The sequence below is a fragment of the Kitasatospora griseola genome (assembly GCF_044999035.1).
GTDB classification, from domain to species: domain Bacteria; phylum Actinomycetota; class Actinomycetes; order Streptomycetales; family Streptomycetaceae; genus Kitasatospora; species Kitasatospora griseola.
The window spans coordinates 888470-907335 of the sequence record NZ_CP173360.1 but is presented as its reverse complement, the minus strand read 5'-3'; the positions used below and the strand labels follow the sequence as shown (position 1 = coordinate 907335).

Genomic DNA, 18866 nt, shown 5'->3' with positions numbered 1-18866 from the left:
ACGGCCGGCTACAGCCAGCCCGCGCGTTTGAACAGGCGGTGCAGGACGAAGCAGACGCCGGCCATCAGGGACAGCGCCGCCGGGTACCCCCAGACCTGGCGGAGCTCCGGCATGTGTTCGAAGTTCATGCCGTAGATGCCGGCGATCATGGTGGGGACGGCGGCCAGGGCGGCCCAGGCGGAGATCTTCCGCATGTCGTCGTTCTGCTGGACGCTGACCTGGGCGAGGTTGGCGGACAGGATGTCGGAGAGCAGGCGGTCCAGGCTCTCCACCACCTCGTTGACCTTGGCCAGGTGGTCGGCGACGTCCCGGAAGTAGGGGCGCAGCTCGGCGGGGACGAAGGGCACGTTGACCTCGCCGGAGGCGGTGCCGGCCCGGGTGAGGCGCAGCGCGGGCTCCATCAGCGGGAAGGCGGCCTTGCGGAAGTTCACCACCTGCCGCTTGAAGCCGTAGATGCGCTCGGCGGCGCCGCGGACCCGGCCGGGGGAGAAGATCTCCGCCTCCAACTCGTCCAGGTCGGTCTGGAGTTCGGTGGCCACGTCGAGGTACTGGTCGACCACCATGTCGAAGATCGCGTAGAGCACCGCGGCGGGCCCGTGCGCCAGCAGTTCGGGCTGCTCCTCCAGCCTGGCCCGCAGGTCCTTGAGCGGGCTCTCCGGCCCGTGCCGGACCGTCATCACGTACGAGTCGCCGAGGAAGATCATCAGCTCGCCGATGGAGACCGACTCGTCGTGCGGGTGGTACCCGGCGGTCTTCAGGACGGTGAACACCGAGTCCCGGTAGATGTCGAGCTTCGGGCGCTGATGCGCCGTCACCGCGTCCTCCACCGCCAGCGGGTGCAGGCCGAACTCGTCGGCGGCGTGGTCGAATTCGGCCTCCGTCGGGTCGGCGAGGCCGATCCACACGAAGCCGTCGCCGGCCGCCCGGACCGCATCCAGGGCGTCCGAGAAATCCTCCGGCCCCTCGGTGCGCCGCCCGGCCCGGTAAGTGCCGCAATCCACGATCATGCCCGCCATTGTGACCCGAACCCCCGGCCCGCCGGGAGGGGAGCACCCCGTACGCTTGCGGTATGCCCACCCTGCTGCTCGTGCGCCACGGCCGCTCCACCGCCAACACGGCCGGAATCCTGGCCGGCTGGACGCCCGGCGTCGACCTGGACGACACCGGGCGCGCCCAGGCCGCCGCCCTGCCGGAGCGGCTGGCCGGACTGCCCGTCGTCCGGCTGGTCAGCAGCCCGCTGGAGCGCTGCCGGCAGACCCTGGAGCCGCTGGTCGCCGCCCGCCCCGAACTCGGCCCGCCCGAGCTGGACGAGCGGCTCGGCGAGTGCCACTACGGCGACTGGACCGGCCGTCCGCTGTCCGAGCTCGCCGACGAACCGCTGTGGCGTACCGTCCAGGACCACGCCTCCGCCGCCGCCTTCCCCGGCGGCGAGTCGCTGCGCGCGCTCAGTCACCGCACCGTGGACGCCGTCCGCGAGTGGAACGAGAAGATCTCCGTCGAACACGGCCCGGACGCGCTCTGGGCGGTCGCCACCCACGGCGACGTGATCAAGGCGATCGTCGCGGACGCGCTCGGCCTGCACCTCGACCACTTCCAGCGGATCTCGGTCGAGCCGTGCTCGGTGACGGCGATCCGCTACACCCCGAACCGCCCGTACCTGCTGCGCCTCGGCGACACCGGCAGCCTGTCCTCGCTCGCCCCGCGCCCGCACGGCCACTCGGCCGGCGACGACGCGGTGGTCGGCGGCGACACCGGCACCGTCTGAGCCCCGCGGGGCCGGCGCCGTCCGGGCCCGGCCGGACCCGCGCGGTCCGAGCCCCGCCGGGCCGGCGCCGCCCGGGCCTCCGCCGTCCCCAGCAGGAATCCGCGCCACCCGCACCCCACGGCAGGCCCGTTTGGCCGTAGGGTGAGATCGAGAAGACCGCACACCCCCGTACCGGAGCGAGCAGCGTGTCCCGTCAGGTCCACTTCTACGACCAGCCCGAGCGGTTCGTGGCCGGCACCGTCGGCCAGCCCGGCGCCCGGGCGTTCTACCTGCAGGCCTCCTCGCGCGGCCGGATCACCAGCGTGCTGCTGGAGAAGGCCCAGGTCGCCGCCCTCGCCGAACGCATCGAGGAAGTCCTCGACGAGGCGCTGCGGCGCAGCGGCGGCGAGGCCCCGATCCCGGCCGCCGCGCCCGTCGACCTGCTCGACGCCGCGCCGCTCGACCTGCCGCTGGAGCAGGAGTTCCGGGTCGGCACCATGGCACTGGCCTGGGACGCCCGCGAGGAGTGCCTGGTGGTCGAGGCGCAGGCGTACGTCGAGGAGTCCGAGGACGAGGACGAGATCGAGGTCTTCGACGACGAGAACGGCCCCGACCTGCTGCGGGTGCGGCTCAGCGGCGCGATGGCCCGGGTGTTCGCCAAGCGGGCCCTGGACCTGGTCGCGGCGGGCCGCAAGCCCTGCCCGTTCTGCAACCTGCCGCTCGACCCCGAGGGCCACCTCTGCCCCCGCGCGAACGGCTACCGGCGCTGAGCGGGCAACCGGCCGTGGAAGCCCCCGGCACCGACCCGGCCACCAGCGCCGCACTGGCCGCCGACACCCCCGCCGCCCTCGCCCTGCTGCGCGAGGGCACGCTGACCGTCCACGGCCGGGTCACCGACGCCTCCAACGCCGTCCTGTACTGCACCGCCACCCTCGACGGCGTCACCGCCCCGTGCGTGTACAAGCCCGTCGCCGGCGAACGCCCGCTGTGGGACTTCCCCGACGGCACGCTGGCCGGCCGGGAGACCGCCGCCCACGAGCTGTCCGCGGCCACCGGGTGGCAGCTGATCCCGCCGACCGTGCTCCGTGAGGGCCCGGCCGGGCCCGGCATGGTCCAGCTGTGGATCGAACCCGACCCGGACGCCCCCGAACTCCTCGACCTCCAGCCCCTCGACGGGCCCGCCGCGGGCTGGCTGCCGATCGTCCGCGCCGAACTCGACGCCGGACGCCAGGCCTGGCTGGTGCACCGCGACGACGAACGGCTGCGCCGCCTCGCCGTGTTGGACGCCGTCCTCAACAACGCCGACCGCAAGGGCGGCCACTGGCTGCCCGCCGCCGACGGCCGGATCTACGGCATCGACCACGGCGTCACCTTCCACACCGAGCCCAAGCTCCGCACCCTGCTGTGGGGATGGGCCGACCGACCGCTCACCGCCGAGGCCCTCGACGTCCTCGGCCGGCTCGCCGCCGACCTCGACGGCCCGCTCGGCGAGCGGCTGCGCCCGCATCTCACCCGCGCCGAACTCGACGCGCTGCGGGCCCGGACCGGCGCGCTGCTGGCCTCCGGACGGCACCCGCAGCCGTCGGCTGACTGGCCATCTATTCCCTGGCCGCCGGTCTGATACCGATCCGAAACAGAGAACTGGCGGAATCAAGCCGATCACGCCAACAGGTTGGTCTTTCAAATCAGTGCACGGTTAGAGTCGGTGCCATGCATGCCTGGCCCACCTCCGAGGTTCCCGCCCTGCCCGGTCAGGGGCTCCCCCTGCGCATCTACGACACCGCCACGAGCAGTGTCCGAGAGGTCGTACCCACCGGCCCGACCGCCCGGCTCTACGTCTGCGGCATCACTCCCTACGACGCGACCCACCTGGGCCACGCAGCCACCTACAACACCTTCGACCTGGTCCAGCGGGTCTGGAAGGACGCCGGCCACGACGTCCTGTACGTCCAGAACGTCACCGACGTCGACGACCCGCTGCTGGAGCGCGCCGTCGCCACCGGCCAGGACTGGACCGAACTCGCCGCCCGCGAGACCGCCCTGTTCCGCGAGGACATGACGGCGCTGCGGATGCTCCCGCCCGCGCACTACATCGGCGCCGTCGAATCGATCCCGTGGATCGTCCCGCTGGTGCAGCAGCTGCTCGCCTCCGGCGCCGCGTACGAGGTCGACGGCGACATCTACTTCTCCGTGGAGTCCGACCCGCACTTCGGCGAGGTCTCCGGGCTCACCCGCGAGCAGATGCTGCCGGTCTTCGCCGAGCGCGGCGGCGACCCCGAGCGCCCCGGCAAGAAGAACCCGCTGGACGCGCTGCTCTGGCTCGCCGCCCGACCCGGCGAACCCGCCTGGGACACCGAGCTCGGCCACGGCCGGCCCGGCTGGCACATCGAGTGCGTCGCCATCGCGCTGAAGTTCCTCGGCATGGACTTCGACATCCAGGGCGGCGGCAGCGACCTGTCCTTCCCGCACCACGAGATGGGCGCCTCGCACGCCCAGGTCGCCCTCGGCGCCCACCCCTACGCCCGCGCCTACGTGCACGCCGGGATGGTCGCCCTCGACGGCCACAAGATGTCGAAGTCGCGCGGCAACCTGGTGTTCGTCTCCGCGCTCCGCCGCGAGGGCGTCGACCCCCCCGCGATCAGGCTCGCGCTGCTCGCCCACCACTACCGCAGCGACTGGGAGTGGACGGCCGAGGACCTCGACTCCGCCCTCACCCGCCTCGCTGCCTGGCGCGCCGCGGTCTCCCGCCCGGACGGCCCCTCCGCGACGTCGCTGCTCGCGGAGATCCGCGAGGCCCTCGCCGACGACCTCGACGCCCCGGCGGCGCTGGCGGCCGTCGACCGCTGGGCCGCGACGGCCCACGCGGACGGCGGCGACGACATCTCGGCCCCGGGCCTGGTCTCCCGCGCGGTCGACGCGCTCCTGGGCGTAGCCCTGTAAGGAGTTACAACAGGGGCGCGTGGGGGCACCTCCCGGCCCGCAAGGGCTGGGGGAGAACTGCGCGACAAACGCGGACCACGTCCGCAAGGTCGCGATCAAGCGCAGGTCATTGTCCTGCGTCGCGATCTTGCGGACGTGGTGCCTTCCGCTTCGCGCAGTTCCCCGCGCCCCGGTTGCTCCTACTCTTCGTCCTCGTCCTTGGGGCGCTCCGTGGCGTGCCCCGTGATGGGCTTCTCGCCCTTCGGGCCCTGGTTCTCGCGGCGCCGCAGGTACCTCTCGAATTCGCGGGCGATCGCGTCCCCGGAGGCCTCCGGCAGCTCCGCGGTGTCCTGGGCCTCTTCCAACTGCTGGACGTACTCGGCGACTTCGGTGTCCTCCGCGGCGAGCTGGTCGACGCCGAGCTGCCAGGCGCGGGCGTCGTCGGCGAGCTCGCCCGGGGGGATGCGGAGGTCGAGGAGGTCTTCCAGCTTGTTGATCAGGGCCAGGGTGGCCTTGGGGTTGGGCGGCTGGGAGACGTAGTGCGGGACGGCGGCCCAGAAGGTGACGGCGGGGACTCCGGCGTGGGCGCAGGCCTCCTGGAGGACGCCGACGATGCCGGTGGGGCCCTCGTAGCGGCTCTCCTCCAGGTCGAGGCTGCGGGCCACCGAGGCGTCGGAGGTGACGCCGGAGACCGGGACCGGCCGGGTGTGCGGGGTGTCGCCCAGCAGCGCGCCCAGGACGACGACCAGTTCGACGCCCAACTCGTGGGCGAAGCCGAGCAGTTCGTTGCAGTAGGAGCGCCAGCGCATGCTGGGCTCGATGCCGCGCACGAGGACCAGGTCGCGCGGCTTGGGCTCGGTGACCCGGACCACCGAGAGCCGGGTGGTGGGCCAGGTGATCCGGCGGACGCCGCCGTCGAGCCAGATGGTGGGCCGGTTGACCTGGAAGTCGTAGTAGTCCTCGGCGTCGAGCGCGGCGAACACCTTGCCGCCCCAGGTCTCGTCGAGGTGTCCGAGCGCGGCGGAGGCCGCGTCGCCGGCGTCGTTCCAGCCTTCGAAGGCGCAGATCATCACCGGGTCGATCAACTCGGGCAGGTCTTCCAGCTCGATCACCCGGCATCTCCCTCCGTCCGTGGCGGGGGCACTGCCGCCCCCAGGTCCCTTATCTGCCCAGCCTACGGGCTTTGAATGCCACCCGTGGCCGGGCAAGAGGCCCAAGCGTATCGCCGTGAGCGGACGGGCCCGGCCGTCAGTCGACGGGCTCGGCGCAGGCGACGGTCGGGTTCATGGCGAGGGTGCCGGGCGGGGCGGGGATGGTGAAGGTGACGGTGGCCTCGTCGGGGCAGGTCGCCTCGGTGCTTCCCTTGAGCTGCACGGTCTGCTTCACGTACTCCTTGTCGACCTTGTACTCGGGCCTGTGGTCGCCCTTTCCGTCGCAGCGGGTCTCGGCGACGGTGTCGGAGCCACTGGCGCTCTTGGTGGCGTAGACGCAGTCGCCGACGACGATGCCGGGGCCGCCGCCCCCGCCGGGCTCGCCGGGGTGCGGGTCGTGCAGGTTGCGCAGGCAGGCCCAGGCGGCCCGGTTGCGGGTGACGTTGGTCAGGTCGTTCTGGGTGAGGTCGAGGGCGACGTCGGTGCCGTCGGGGCAGTCCGCGCCGCGCGGGAGGGCGGCGGCGACGCCGGTCAGGGTGCCACTGCGCTTGGTGACCTTGGCCTCGGCGTTCGGGCTGTCGCAGGGCACCGTCTCGTAGTGGGCGGTGGTCCCGCTGCCGCCCGGGTTGAGGGAGCGGGCGCAGCTGCCTTCGGCGAAGTAGGAGTCGTCGAGCCGGGAGGGCGTGGGGGAGACGACGGGGGAAGCGGCGGCAGTGGCGGTGGGGGAGGGGCTGGGCGGCGGTGCGGCCTTGGCGTGCTTGGCGGGTTCGCAGCCGACCAGGAGCAGGCCGGCGGTGAGCAGGGCCAGTCCGGTCCCGGCGGTGCGCAGCAGTGCGCGGGTCATGTCGGTCCTCCGTACCTGGGGTGTGTCCGATGTGTCCGATGGGCACAGAAAATGCCCAACCCGCCTGGGAATGACGGGCTTTGGTCAACGCTACCCTGACGCTCCGTCAGTCCCGGACGGGGAGCGGACGGTGATCTTCGCCGGGGTCGGCGCGCCCGTTCGCGGTTCCCCGGCGGAGCCAGCAGGCTGAGCGCAGAGAGGCATCCCTTTTGTCGGATTCACCCGCTCTGCGAGGAGAGAAGGCCATGAAGGCAGCTGTGGTCCGGGACTTCACCGAGCCGCTGGAGATCGAGGAACGCGAGGTGCCGGCCCCCGCGCCGCACCAGGTGCTGGTGCGGATCGAGTGCTCCGGCCTGTGCCACACCGACATCCACGCCGCGCACGGCGACTGGCCGGTCAAGCCGTCCCCGCCGTTCGTGCCCGGCCACGAGGGCGTCGGCGTCGTGGAGGCCGCCGGTTCGAACGTCCGGCACGTCAAGGTCGGCGAGCGGGTCGCCATCCCGTGGCTGGCCGACGCCTGCGGACGCTGCGACTACTGCGTCACCGGCTGGGAGACGCTCTGCCTGTCCCAGCACAACTCCGGCTACTCGGTGGACGGCGCCTACGCCGAGTACGCCGTCGCGCACGGCGACTACGTGGTGCCCGTCCCCGACGGTGTGGACCCGATGGACGCCGCCCCGCTGTCCTGCGCGGGCGTCACCACGTACAAGGCGGTCAAGCTGTCCGGCGCCCGACCCGGAACCCGGGTGCTGATCTCCGGCATCGGCGGCCTGGGCCACCTGGCGCTGCAGTACGCCCGGATCTTCGGCGCCGAGACGGTCGCGGTGGACATCACCGACGACAAGCTGAAGCTCGCCAAGGAGCTCGGCGCCGACCACGTGATCGACGCTCGGATCCAGGACGTGGCGCACGAGGTCCACAAGCTCGGCGGCGCCGACGCCGCGGTCTCGCTGGCCGTCAGCAACGCCTCGTTCCGCGCCGCCTACGACTCGCTGCGCCGCGGCGGCACCCTCGTCCTGGTCGCGCTGCCCGCCGAGGGCGAGCTGACGCTGCCGGTGTTCGAGACGGTGCTGAACGGCACCAGGGTGATCGGCTCGATCGTCGGCACCCGGCAGGACCTGGCGGAGGTGTTCCGGCTGCACGAGCTGGGCCGGACCACGGTGATCCGGGAGACCCGCAAGCTGGAGGACGTGAACGCCTGCTTCGCGGACGTGCTCGCGGGCAAGGTGTCCGCCCGGCTGGTGTTCGACCTGCGCTGATTCGACCTGCGCCGGACGGAACGGGGGCGGAGCCTCGGCTCCGCCCCTCGACGCTGCGTCAGACGGCCGGGCGGCCCGTCATCAGCGCGGTGATCCCCGCGGCGAGGTCCGGGCCGAGCTCGCCCCAGCCCTCCTTGTAGCCGTACACGCCGGCCAGGGTGCGGGCCTCGTAGTCGCCGTTCAGCACCTCGATGTCGGCGGCGGTGATCAGCGACGGGTGGGCGACGCCGAGCGCGGAGGAGACCTTCGTCAGCTCCCTGCGCAGGGTGCGCAGGTAGACCGCGGCCCGGGTGGACTTGGAGGCCGGGTCCACGCCGCGGGCCAGCCACGGGTTCTGGGTGGCGATGCCGGTCGGGCACTTGTCGGTGTGGCACTTCTGGGCCTGGATGCAGCCGATCGACAGCATCGCCTCGCGCGCCACGTTGATCATGTCGGCGCCGAGCGCGAACGCCACCGCGGCGTTCTCCGGCAGACCGAGCTTGCCGGAGCCGATGAACGTCAGCTCGTCGGTCAGGCCCAGCTCCGCGAAGGTGCCGTAGACCCGGGAGAAGCCCATCCGGAACGGCAGCGACACCGAGTCGGCGAAGATCCGCGGCGCCGCGCCGGTGCCGCCCTCGCCGCCGTCCACCGTCACGAAGTCGACGCCCCGGTCGCCGCGTGCCATCAGCGCGGCCAGCTCCTGCCAGAAGTCCAGCTCGCCGACGGCGCTCTTGATGCCGACCGGCAGGCCGGTCTCGGCGGCCAGCAGCTCGACGAAGTCCAGCATCGAGTCCACGTCGCCGAACGCGGAGTGCCGCGACGGGGAGGCGCAGTCCTTGCCGACGGGTATGCCGCGGATCCCGGCGATCTCGGGCGTCACCTTCGCGCCCGGCAGCATGCCGCCCAGGCCCGGCTTGGCGCCCTGCGAGAGCTTGATCTCGATCGCCCGGACCGGCGCGCCCGCGACCACGTCCTTGAGCTTGTCGAGGCTGAAGCTGCCGTCCTCGTTGCGGCAGCCGAAGTATGAGGTGCCGAGCTGCAGCACCAGGTCGGCGCCCTTGCGGTGGTACGGCGACAGGCCGCCCTCGCCGGTGTTGTGCATCGCGCCGGCCTGCGCCGCGCCCTGGTTGAGCGCGGTGATCGCCGCCCCCGAGAGCGAGCCGAAGCTCATCGCGGAGATGTTCACCACGCTGCCCGGCCGGAACGCCTTGGCGCGCCCGCGCGGGCCGCCCAGCACCTTGGCCGAGGGCAGCGCGGCCTGCGGGTCGTGCCCGTCCGGCAGCGGTCCGGCGAAGGTGCGCTGCTTCAGGTAGGCGCGGCCCTGCGCCTGGGCGACGTCCACCTCGGTACCGAAGCCGAAGTAGTTGTTCTCCTCCTTGGCGGAGGCGTAGATCCAGCTCCGCTGGTCGCGGCTGAACGGCCGCTCCTCCTCGTTGGAGGTCACGATGTACTGCCGCAGCTCCGGCCCGATCGTCTCCAGCAGGTACCGGGCGTGCCCGAGCACCGGGAAGTTCCTCAGCAGGGCGTGCTTCTTCTGGACCAGGTCGCGGGCGGCGATGACCGCCACCGCGGCGGCAGCGGCCGCGCCGATCTTCCGGGCTTGCATGAACGTTCCTCCTGAGTGCCGACTCCGTCCCCACACGGCGAAGCCGAACCGATGCTAGGAGGTTCCCCCGCACCGCCCGGCGGCCAGGGGGCCCCGACGCCGGATCACCCGAGGTCAGGGCCCCTGCGGACGGCACGCACCGGCCGGCTACACGCACCAGCCGTCGCGGTACGCCGCCCAGTGGTCCGGGGTCGCCGCGAAGTCCACGTACAGCGCCAGGCCGAAGTTCTCCCGGCCGTCGGGGCCGAGCGCGAGCCGGGCCCCGCGGACCGCGGCGCGGACCGTCTCGGCGTCGCCGCGGTGCGTCGGGGTGTCGTCCCAGTACGCGGGCAGGCCCATCAGCAGCGCCACGTTCGGCGGAGTGTTGGCCAGCGCCAGCGTGGTCTGGCGGGCGACGTAGCCGCCGTACAGCGACTCCACCGGCATCGAGGTGTCGTACGACATCACCGCGACCTGGTCGACCCGCCGCGCGGCCTGCGCGAAGTACCCGGCGCTCCACCACTTGCCGTGGTCGGTCAGCGCGAAGCTGACCCGGCCGACCATCGGGACGGGCTCGATCTGCGGGGCCGCGATGGACAGCGGGGCGGACCGGGCGGCGGTCAGCGCGTGCACCTGGTCGAGCAGTGCGAGGAAGCCCGACGAACCGTCGTGCACCGGCTCCAGGTCGAAGTGGACGCCGTCGAAGCCCAGGTCGAGGACCTGTTGCGCGGAGGCGGCGATCCGGTCCCGGACGTCCTGGCGGTCCAGGTGCAGGCCGTCCTTCTCCGGCGCGACCACGTCGCCCAGCCAGGACTGGATCCGCACCCCCGGCATCGCCGCCCGGGCCCGGCCGAGGAAGTCCGCCACGCCCGGGGCCCGCTTCGGATCGAGCGATCCGTCGTGCTCCAGCGGGCCGGTGTGCACGTACAGGTCGTGGATGCCGGTGCCGCGCACCCGCGTCGCCAGCACCGACAGGTCGGCGTCGGTGCGCCGCCCGTCCACCCAGGCGTGGCCCAGCCAGATCGCGTCCCGGCCGCGGGTGCGGGCGTCGACCGCCGGGTCGCCCGCGTAGCACCAGCGCAGCGCGAGCGCCGCGCCCAGCACCGGCAGCACCAGCAGCGCCGCCACCACGGCGCAGGCGGTCAACGCACGGCGGCGCCGGGTCCAGCGGGTGCGCTCGGTCCAGCGGCGACGCGCCCGGGCCGGCGCTGTCCGCCATGCGGACGCGGCGCGGGTGCGGAGGCGGTGATGCCACCTGCTGGGACGTGGTGAAGCGGGCATGATCGGGCTCCCTTCCGGTGGACAGGGACGCCCACGATGCGAAATGGGTTCCATAGCACCGCCGCCGGGCGGATACCCTGGTCGGGTGCGCCCCAGGTCAAGGTGGGGCCGCATAGCCGACAGCCGTCGCAACCAGGGAGCAGCCTCATGGCCACCGTTGTATCCACGTCCGCCCAGCAGGACCGCGCCGCCGCCTTGCGCGAGGCGCTCGCCACCCGGGTGGTGGTGGCGGACGGAGCGATGGGCACCATGCTCCAGGCCCAGGAGCCGACGCTGGAGGACTTCCAGCAGCTGGAGGGCTGCAACGAGGTCCTCAACGCGACCCGCCCGGACATCGTCCGCTCGGTGCACGACGCGTACTTCGCGGTCGGCGTGGACTGCGTCGAGACCAACACCTTCGGCGCCAACTTCTCGGCGCTCGGCGAGTACGACATCTCCGACCGGATCGGCGAACTGTCCGAGGCCGGCGCCCGGATCGCCCGCGAGGCCGCCGACGAGTACACCGCCAAGGACGGCCGCGTCCGCTGGGTGCTCGGCTCGATCGGCCCCGGCACCAAGCTGCCGACGCTCGGTCACATCGCCTTCGAGACGGTCCGCGAGGGCTTCCGGCAGAACGCGGCCGGCCTGATCGCCGGCGGCGCCGACGCGCTGCTGATCGAGACCAGCCAGGACCTGCTGCAGACCAAGGCCTCCGTGCTCGGCTGCAAGGACGCCCTCGCCGAGGCCGGCCTGGACCTGCCGGTGCTGGCGCAGGTCACCGTGGAGACCACCGGCACCATGCTGCTGGGCTCGGAGATCGGCGCGGCGCTGACGGCGCTGGAGCCGCTCGGCGTCGACTTCATCGGCATGAACTGCGCCACCGGCCCCGCCGAGATGAGCGAGCACCTGCGCTACCTGGCGAAGAACGCCAAGGTCGGGCTGTCCTGCATGCCGAACGCCGGCCTGCCGGTGCTCACCAAGGACGGCGCGCACTACCCGCTCAGCCCGCAGGAGCTCGCCGACGCCCACGAGGCGTTCGTCCGGGACTACGGTCTGGCGCTGGTCGGCGGCTGCTGCGGCACCACCCCCGAGCACCTGCGCCAGGTGGTCGAGCGGGTGCAGGGCCGGCCGATCACGCCGCGCGAGCCGAAGCCCGAGCCGGCCGCCGCCTCGCTGTACCAGGCGGTGCCGTTCCGGCAGGACACCTCGTACCTGGCGATCGGCGAGCGCACCAACGCCAACGGCTCGAAGAAGTTCCGCGAGGCGATGCTCGCCGCGGACTGGCAGACCTGCGTGGAGATCGCCCGCGAGCAGATCCGCGAGGGCGCGCACCTGCTCGACCTGTGCGTCGACTACGTGGGCCGCGACGGCGTCGCCGACATGAAGGAGATCGCCGGCCGCCTGGCCACCGCCTCCACCCTGCCGATCGTGCTGGACTCCACCGAGCCGCCGGTGCTGCGGGCCGGCCTGGAGATGCTCGGCGGCCGCGCGGTGCTGAACTCCGTCAACTACGAGGACGGCGACGGCCCCGACACCCGGTTCGGGAAGATCGCCGCGCTGGCCCGCGAGCACGGCGCCGGCCTGATCGCCCTCACCATCGACGAGGACGGCCAGGCCCGCACCGCCGACAAGAAGGTCGCCATCGCCGAGCGGCTGATCGAGCAGCTGGGCCGCGAGTACGGCATCCACGAGAGCTCGATCCTGGTCGACTGCCTGGCCTTCACCCTGGCCACCGGCCAGGAGGAGTCCCGCCGCGACGGCATCGAGACCATCGAGGCGATCCGCGAACTCAAGCGCCGCCACCCGGACGTGCAGACCACCCTCGGCCTGTCCAACATCTCCTTCGGCCTCAACCCGGCCGCCCGGCAGGTCGTCAACTCGGTCTTCCTGCACGAGTGCGTGGAGGCCGGCCTGGACTCCGCGATCGTGCACGCCGCGAAGATCCTCCCGATGAACCGCATCCCCGAGGACCGCCGGCAGACCGCCCTCGACCTGGTCTACGACCGCCGCAGCGAGGGCTACGACCCGCTGCAGAAGCTGCTCCAGCTGTTCGAGGGCGTCTCCGCCGCCTCCAGCGCCGCCTCCAAGGCCGAGGAGCTGGCCGCCCTCCCGCTGGAGGAGCGCCTGCAGCGCCGCATCATCGACGGCGAACGGGGCGGCCTGGAGGCCGACCTGGACGCCGCCCTGACGGAGCGTCCGGCGCTGGAGATCATCAACGACACGCTGCTGTCCGGTATGAAGGTGGTCGGCGAGCTGTTCGGCTCCGGCGAGATGCAGCTGCCGTTCGTGCTGCAGTCCGCCGAGGTGATGAAGGCCGCGGTGGCCCACCTGGAGCCGCACATGGAGAAGTCCGACAGCGAGGGCAAGGGCACCATCGTGCTCGCCACCGTCAAGGGCGACGTCCACGACATCGGCAAGAACCTGGTCGACATCATCCTGTCGAACAACGGCTACAACGTGGTCAACCTGGGCATCAAGCAGCCCGTCTCGGCGATCGTCGAGGCCGCCCAGGAGCACAAGGCCGACGTGATCGGCATGTCCGGCCTGCTGGTCAAGTCCACGGTGATCATGAAGGAGAACCTGGAGGAGCTCAACCAGCGCGGCCTCGCCGCCGACTTCCCGGTGATCCTCGGCGGCGCCGCCCTCACCCGCGCCTACGTCGAGCAGGACCTGCACGAGGTCTACGACGGCGAGGTCCGCTACGCCCGCGACGCCTTCGAGGGCCTGCGGCTGATGGACGCCCTGATCGGCGTCAAGCGCGGCGTGCCCGGCGTGGTGCTGCCCGAGCTGCGGCAGCGCCGGCACGCCCGGGTCGAGGTCGAGGAGCCGGAGGAGGTCAACCTCGGGCAGATCCGCTCCGACGTGGCCGTCGACAACCGCATCCCGACCCCGCCGTTCTGGGGCGACCGGATCATCAAGGGCATCCCGTTCCAGGACTACGCCTCCTGGCTCGACGAGGACGCCCTGTTCAAGGGCCAGTGGGGCCTCAAGGGCGGCCGCTCCGGCGGGCCGTCGTACGAGGAGCTGGTGGAGACCGAGGGCCGCCCGCGGCTGCGCGGCTGGCTGGACCGCCTGCAGACCGAGGGCTGGCTGGAGCCCGCCGTCATCTACGGCTACTACCCGGCCAACTCCAAGGGCGACGACCTGATCGTCCACGGCGAGGACGGCACCGAGCTGACCCGGTTCACCTTCCCGCGCCAGCGCCGCGGCCGCCGCCTGTGCCTGGCCGACTTCTTCCGCCCGGAGGAGAGCGGCGAGCGCGACGTGGTCGCCCTGCAGGTGGTCACCATGGGCAACCGGATCTCCGAGGCCGCCAACGAGCTGTTCGCCGGCGACTCCTACCGCGACTACCTCGAACTGCACGGCCTGTCCGTGCAGTTGGCCGAGGCACTGGCCGAGTTCTGGCACGCCCGGGTCCGCTACGAGCTCGGCTTCGGCGACGAGGACCCGCAGGACGTCCGGGACATGTTCGCGCTCAAGTACCGCGGCGCGCGCTTCTCGCTCGGCTACGGCGCCTGCCCGAACCTGGAGGACCGCGCCAAGATCGCCGAGCTGCTCAGGCCCGAGCGGGTCGGAGTGATCCTCTCCGAGGAGTACCAGCTGCACCCCGAGCAGTCCACGGACGCCATCGTGCTGCACCACCCGGAGGCCAAGTACTTCAACGCGCGGTAGCCGCCGCAGCAGAACTTCAACCGGAGATCATCCGTTCGCCGCGCCGGCGCCCGACGCAATCCGCCCCGGCGGGCGTATTCTTGATGATCCTGAACGGGCCGGTCCGCTCACCAGCGGGCCGGCCCGTGTCATCCCCGGACGCAGTGCGCTCCGGACGACCACCCGGAAGGACGGCGCGCATGACGACGGTCTCGACCCCGATCCGTGTCGGCGGAGACGGCGAGGACAGCGGCCTGCAGGCCGTCCTGCTCGACATGGACGGCACCCTGGTCGACACCGAGGACTTCTGGTGGCAGGCCGAGGTCGACCTGTTCGCCGAACTCGGCCACCGGCTCACCCCCGAGGACCGCACCCACGTGGTCGGCGGCCCGATGACCCGCGTCATCGACTACCTGCTCACCCGCACCGGCGCCGCGATCCGCCCCGCCGACCTCGGCGCCCAGATCAACCAGCGCTTCGTGGACCTGCTGGACGGCGGCGTCCCGCTGATGCCGGGCGCCGAGCGTCTGCTCAACACCCTTGCCGCGCACGGCATCCCGGCCGCGCTGGTGTCCGCCTCGCACCGGCGCATCATCGACATCGTGCTGCGCAGCCTGGGCGCCCAGAACTTCGCCTTCACGGTGGCCGGCGACGAGGTGCCGCGCACCAAGCCCTTCCCCGACCCGTACCTGACCGCCGCCGCCCGCCTGGGCGCCGACCCGGCCCGCTGCGTGGTCGTCGAGGACACCCCGACCGGCGTCGCCGCCGCCGAGGCGGCCGGCTGCCCCGTCATTGCGGTACCCTCCATCGCCGCCATCGAGCCGGGCCCCGGCCGGCTGGTGCTGCCCTCGCTCGAACAGGTCGACCTCGACCTGCTGCGCACACTGGCCGCCACCCGGGTGTGACGTTCGTCTCAGCTGTGCGGTTTTCCGGTTCCCCTCCGCGTCCGTGGGTACGCGGACCGTATCCGGCAGCGGGTATGAAATCGGGCATTGGCTGACAACTCGTCGACGGTCCGGAGCCGGTCTTCCACCCGTCGGCCACCCATTGTTCGAACAGACGGTGACCGCCCCGGTGCGATGTGGCACGCTACAACCGATCAGACGCCCTCCCGCGCCGCCGCCCACCGTCGTCGAATCCGACAGGGGGCGCCCGCGCGGTCGTACCGGCCTGCGTCCTGCCGCCCCACCCCGGCGGCCGGACTCGGGTTCCCCCAGGGCGAGCCGGCCGCACGCAGTAAGGAAGACCACCCCGCATGACTACGCCCAACCGCCTGGCCGTGCTCAGCTGCGCCGCGCTCGTCGTCACCACGGCGGCCGGCTGCGCGTCCGTGGAGAAGGTCGCCAACGGCGGCGACAACGGTGCCGCGATCACCCTGGGCACCACCAACGGCACCACCGTGCTGGACCCGGCCGGCGCGTACGACATCGGCGCCTGGCTGGTGCTCAACAACTCCTTCCAGTCGCTGCTGGCCTTCCCGCCCGGCGCGACCGTGCCGCAGCCCGACGCCGCCGAGTCCTGCCAGTTCACCGGCAGCGACGCGATGACCTACAAGTGCACGCTGAAGGCCGGGCTGAAGTTCACCAACGGGCACCCGGTGACCGCCGAGGACGTCAAGTTCTCCATCGAGCGGGTCAAGAAGATCAACGACCCGACCGGTCCGAGCCCGCTGCTGTCGACCATCAAGTCGGTGGACGCGAACGGCGACCTCGAGGTCGTCTTCCACCTGGAGACCCCCGACGCGGTGCTCCCGGCCAAGCTGTCCTCGCCGGCCGGCGCCATCGTCGACCACCAGGTCTTCCCGGCCGACAAGCTGCTCGCCAACGACAAGCTGGTCGGCTCCGGCCCGTACCGGGTGGACGCGATAGAGAACCAGGGCAAGAGCCCGAGCAAGGTCACCCTGTCGCCGAACCCGACCTACCGCGGCAGCGCCACCAAGCCCGAGAACAGCAAGTTCGCCGTCCGCTTCTACGAGAAGGCGGAGGACCTGAAGGCCGCCCTCGACAAGGGCGAGGTCGACATCGCGGACAACGGCCTCGACCCGGCCGTCGCCGCCCAGATCAAGAACGACGACCAGTCCGGCAAGGGCAACCTGCGGGTCGCCGAGGGCGACAGCGCCGCGACCTTCTACCTGGTGTTCAACACCAAGGACGAGGTCGGCGGCAAGCAGGCGATCCGGCAGGCCGCCGCCCAGCTGATCGACCGCAAGGCGCTCGCCCACGACGTGTACGCGGGCACCGTGCTGCCGCTGTACTCGGTCGTCCCGGCCGGCGTGGTCGGCCACAACACCGCCTTCTTCGACAAGTACGGCGAGCCGGACGTCGCCAAGGCCAAGAAGATCCTGACCGACGCGCACATCAGCACCCCGGTCAAGCTCACCATGACCTGGTCCCGCTCCCGGGCCGGCGCCGCCGAGCTGGAGGCCATCAAGAAGCAGCTGGACGCCAGCGGCCTGTTCCAGGTGACGGTCCAGCAGGAGAACGACTGGAACACCTTCCTGGCCAACTGGTCGAACGACAGCTACCAGTCGTACCTGATCGGCTGGACCCCCGACTACGTCGACGCGGACGACTACATCAGCCCGCTGGTGGTCAACGGCGGCGCGTTCCACAACAACTACGACAACGCGCAGATCAGCAACAAGCTGGTGCCGGAATCGATCAAGATGACCGACCGCACCGGCGCCGGCGCCTACGCCCAGATCCAGAACATCCTGGCCGACGCGGTGCCGATGGTCCCGCTGTACCAGAACAAGTCGTTCTACGTGTACAAGAACGGCGTCACCGGCGTCGACACCACCGTGGACAACACCAGCCGGTTCCGGTTCTGGCTGATCGGCCGCAACAAGAAGTAACGATTCTCCCGGCAGCACAAAGGCCCGCCACCCCACCGGGGTGACGGGCCGTCCGCCGGTTTCGGGCCCGCTACATCGCGCCGGGGCGCACCAGGCCGCTCTCGTACGCGTACACCGCCGCCTGCACCCGGTCGCGCAGCTGGAGCTTGGTCAGCACATGGCCGACGTGCGTCTTCACCGTCGTCTCGGAGACGAACAGCTCGGCCGCGATCTCCGCGTTCGACAGCCCGCGGGCCACCAGCCGCAGCACCTCCACCTCGCGCTCCGTCAGCACCGTCAGCGCCTGCGGCGGCGCCTCGTCGCCCGCCGGCAGCTTGGTGGCGTACATGTCCAGCAGGCGGCGGGTCACCGACGGGGCGAGCATCGCCGCGCCGTCCGCCACCACCCGGATCGCCTGCACCAGCTCCTCCGCCGGGACGTCCTTCAGCAGGAAGCCGCTGGCGCCCGCGCGCAGCGCCTCCACCACGTACTCGTCCAGGTCGAAGGTGGTCAGCACCAGCACCTTCGCCGGGCCGCTGCGGTCCGGGCCGGCGATCCGGCGGGTCGCCTCCACGCCGTCCATCCGCGGCATCCGGATGTCCATCAGCACCACGTCCGGCTGCAGCGCGCGGACCTGGTCCAGCGCCTGCTGCCCGTCGCCCGCCTCGCCGACCACCACCAGGTCGGACTCCGCCTCCAGGATCATCCGGAAACCGGTACGGAGCAGCGGCTGGTCGTCCACCAGCAGCACACGGATCGTCACCTACGACTCCTTGCGGGGATTGGTCAGGGTGGCCAGCGGCAGCGGGTACGGCGGGGGAGTGCCGCCGAACTCCGGACAGCTGGCCTTGTGGTCGCACCAGTCGCACAGCCGGTTGCGGGTCGCCGGGAACTCACCGGTGGCCACCGCCGCCGAGATCGCCTCCCACAGCGCCTCCAGCTTCCGCTCCACCGCCAGCAGATCGGCCTCGTCCGGGTCGTACGTCACCACGTCGCCGCCGCCGCCGAGGTACACCAGCTGCAGCCGCTTGGGGACGACGCCCTTCCAGCGCCACACCACCAGGGCGTAGAACTTCATCTGGAACATCGCCTTGCCCTCGAAGTCCCGCGAGGGCGCCCGGCCGGTCTTGTAGTCCACCAGCCGCACCTCGCCGGACGGTGCGACGTCCACCCGGTCGATGTAGCCGCGCAGCAGCAGGCCGGAGGCCAGCGCGGTCTCCACGTACAGCTCGCGCTCCACCGGGTGCAGCCGGGTCGGGTCCTCCAGCCGGAACCACTTCTCCACCAGCTTCTCGGCGTCGCCCAGCCAGCCGGCCAGTTTCTCCGGCTCGTCCGGGAACAGTTCGGCCAGCTCCGGCCGTTCCCCGAGCAGCCGCTCCCACTGCGGGGCCAACAGCCCCCGGGCCCGCTCGGGGGTGCGCTCCACCGGCGGATGGTCGAACAACCGCTCCAGCACCGCGTGCACCAGCGTCCCCCGGGTGGCCGCCGCACTCGGCGGCTCCGGCAGCCGGTCGATCACCCGCAGCCGGTACATCAGCGGGCAGGTCATGAAGTCACCCGCCCGGGACGGCGACAGCCCGGTCGGCGCGGCCGCCGGACGGGCAGTGGGCGTGGGGTCGGTCTGCTGCATGCCCCGACCCT

At 72.1% G+C, this 18866-nt stretch carries 15 protein-coding genes; 8 read left to right on the top strand and 7 right to left on the bottom strand.

All coding sequences use genetic code 11. The features are described 5' to 3' along the window. Positions 1 to 8: 8 nt before the first annotated feature. The gene (locus ACI1MP_RS04495) at positions 9 to 1007 is read right to left on the bottom strand and encodes a magnesium and cobalt transport protein CorA (RefSeq protein ID WP_380332474.1); all 999 of its coding nucleotides are present in this window, start codon (positions 1005 to 1007) and stop codon (positions 9 to 11) included. Between the two features lie 62 nt (positions 1008 to 1069). Between ACI1MP_RS04495 and ACI1MP_RS04490 the strand changes: the two genes are divergently transcribed. From ACI1MP_RS04490 to mshC, 4 genes are all read left to right on the top strand, one after another. Then, positions 1070 to 1765, top strand: coding sequence for a histidine phosphatase family protein (locus ACI1MP_RS04490; protein ID WP_043911471.1), 696 nt, complete (start codon positions 1070 to 1072; stop codon positions 1763 to 1765). A gap of 185 nt (positions 1766 to 1950) precedes the next feature. After that, positions 1951 to 2514 (top strand): DUF3090 domain-containing protein, encoded by a 564-nt coding sequence (locus ACI1MP_RS04485; protein WP_043911479.1) that lies wholly within the window; start codon positions 1951 to 1953, stop codon positions 2512 to 2514. Between the two features lie 53 nt (positions 2515 to 2567). Next, the gene (locus ACI1MP_RS04480; protein ID WP_404870764.1) at positions 2568 to 3365 is read left to right on the top strand and encodes an SCO1664 family protein; all 798 of its coding nucleotides are present in this window, start codon (positions 2568 to 2570) and stop codon (positions 3363 to 3365) included. Positions 3366 to 3454: 89 nt separating this feature from the next. Beyond that, positions 3455 to 4684 (top strand): cysteine--1-D-myo-inosityl 2-amino-2-deoxy-alpha-D-glucopyranoside ligase, encoded by a 1230-nt coding sequence (mshC, locus tag ACI1MP_RS04475; protein ID WP_404867766.1) that lies wholly within the window; start codon positions 3455 to 3457, stop codon positions 4682 to 4684. Between the two features lie 179 nt (positions 4685 to 4863). Here mshC and ACI1MP_RS04470 read toward each other — a convergent pair whose 3' ends face one another. Continuing rightward, positions 4864 to 5775, bottom strand: coding sequence for a PAC2 family protein (locus tag ACI1MP_RS04470; protein ID WP_043911482.1), 912 nt, complete (start codon positions 5773 to 5775; stop codon positions 4864 to 4866). Between the two features lie 136 nt (positions 5776 to 5911). Beyond that, the gene (locus ACI1MP_RS04465; RefSeq protein WP_380332466.1) at positions 5912 to 6658 is read right to left on the bottom strand and encodes a hypothetical protein; all 747 of its coding nucleotides are present in this window, start codon (positions 6656 to 6658) and stop codon (positions 5912 to 5914) included. 245 nt (positions 6659 to 6903) lie between these two features. On the opposite strand from ACI1MP_RS04465, the gene adhP reads away from it, so the two are divergent. Beyond that, a complete protein-coding gene (adhP, locus tag ACI1MP_RS04460; protein WP_387989559.1) occupies positions 6904 to 7917 on the top strand; it encodes an alcohol dehydrogenase AdhP in 1014 nt (337 codons plus the stop codon). A gap of 58 nt (positions 7918 to 7975) precedes the next feature. On the opposite strand, the gene ACI1MP_RS04455 is transcribed toward adhP, so the two are convergent. After that, positions 7976 to 9502: a glutamate synthase-related protein gene (locus tag ACI1MP_RS04455; RefSeq protein WP_380332460.1), complete on the bottom strand. Its 1527-nt coding sequence runs from the start codon at positions 9500 to 9502 to the stop codon at positions 7976 to 7978. Positions 9503 to 9649: 147 nt separating this feature from the next. Further along, a complete protein-coding gene (locus tag ACI1MP_RS04450) occupies positions 9650 to 10762 on the bottom strand; it encodes a hypothetical protein (protein WP_380332458.1) in 1113 nt (370 codons plus the stop codon). A 147-nt stretch (positions 10763 to 10909) separates the two neighbouring features. Here ACI1MP_RS04450 and metH point away from each other — a divergent pair, with 147 nt between their 5' ends. The 3 genes from metH (at position 10910) to ACI1MP_RS04435 (ending at position 17246) form a co-directional block, all read left to right on the top strand. Continuing rightward, complete coding sequence (metH, locus tag ACI1MP_RS04445) at positions 10910 to 14413, top strand: methionine synthase (RefSeq protein WP_387989550.1); 3504 nt, start codon at positions 10910 to 10912, stop codon at positions 14411 to 14413. A 179-nt stretch (positions 14414 to 14592) separates the two neighbouring features. After that, entirely contained in the window at positions 14593 to 15297 is a 705-nt protein-coding gene (locus ACI1MP_RS04440) for an HAD family phosphatase (protein WP_043911494.1), read from the top strand. 350 nt (positions 15298 to 15647) lie between these two features. Next, the gene (locus ACI1MP_RS04435; protein WP_380332451.1) at positions 15648 to 17246 is read left to right on the top strand and encodes an ABC transporter substrate-binding protein; all 1599 of its coding nucleotides are present in this window, start codon (positions 15648 to 15650) and stop codon (positions 17244 to 17246) included. A gap of 70 nt (positions 17247 to 17316) precedes the next feature. On the opposite strand, the gene ACI1MP_RS04430 is transcribed toward ACI1MP_RS04435, so the two are convergent. Beyond that, positions 17317 to 17988, bottom strand: a complete 672-nt coding sequence (locus tag ACI1MP_RS04430) for a response regulator (protein ID WP_404867765.1) — start codon at positions 17986 to 17988, stop codon at positions 17317 to 17319. Then, positions 17989 to 18855 carry a RecB family exonuclease gene (locus tag ACI1MP_RS04425; protein WP_100584717.1) on the bottom strand — a complete coding sequence of 289 codons (867 nt, stop codon included), beginning with the start codon at positions 18853 to 18855 and terminating at the stop codon, positions 17989 to 17991. It lies immediately after the preceding gene. Positions 18856 to 18866: the final 11 nt, after the last annotated feature.

What these genes read in the sequence shown, in the direction of transcription:
- ACI1MP_RS04440 (WP_043911494.1), top strand. Translation starts at nt 14,593, where the DNA reads ATGACGACGGTCTCGACCCCGATCCGTGTCGGCGGAGACGGCGAGGAC.
- mshC (WP_404867766.1), top strand. Translation starts at nt 3,455, where the DNA reads ATGCATGCCTGGCCCACCTCCGAGGTTCCCGCCCTGCCCGGTCAGGGG.
- adhP (WP_387989559.1), top strand. Translation starts at nt 6,904, where the DNA reads ATGAAGGCAGCTGTGGTCCGGGACTTCACCGAGCCGCTGGAGATCGAG.
- ACI1MP_RS04455 (WP_380332460.1), bottom strand. Translation starts at nt 9,502, where the DNA reads ATGCAAGCCCGGAAGATCGGCGCGGCCGCTGCCGCCGCGGTGGCGGTC.
- ACI1MP_RS04465 (WP_380332466.1), bottom strand. Translation starts at nt 6,658, where the DNA reads ATGACCCGCGCACTGCTGCGCACCGCCGGGACCGGACTGGCCCTGCTC.
- metH (WP_387989550.1), top strand. Translation starts at nt 10,910, where the DNA reads ATGGCCACCGTTGTATCCACGTCCGCCCAGCAGGACCGCGCCGCCGCC.
- ACI1MP_RS04450 (WP_380332458.1), bottom strand. Translation starts at nt 10,762, where the DNA reads ATGCCCGCTTCACCACGTCCCAGCAGGTGGCATCACCGCCTCCGCACC.
- ACI1MP_RS04490 (WP_043911471.1), top strand. Translation starts at nt 1,070, where the DNA reads ATGCCCACCCTGCTGCTCGTGCGCCACGGCCGCTCCACCGCCAACACG.
- ACI1MP_RS04435 (WP_380332451.1), top strand. Translation starts at nt 15,648, where the DNA reads ATGACTACGCCCAACCGCCTGGCCGTGCTCAGCTGCGCCGCGCTCGTC.
- ACI1MP_RS04425 (WP_100584717.1), bottom strand. Translation starts at nt 18,855, where the DNA reads ATGCAGCAGACCGACCCCACGCCCACTGCCCGTCCGGCGGCCGCGCCG.
- ACI1MP_RS04495 (WP_380332474.1), bottom strand. Translation starts at nt 1,007, where the DNA reads ATGATCGTGGATTGCGGCACTTACCGGGCCGGGCGGCGCACCGAGGGG.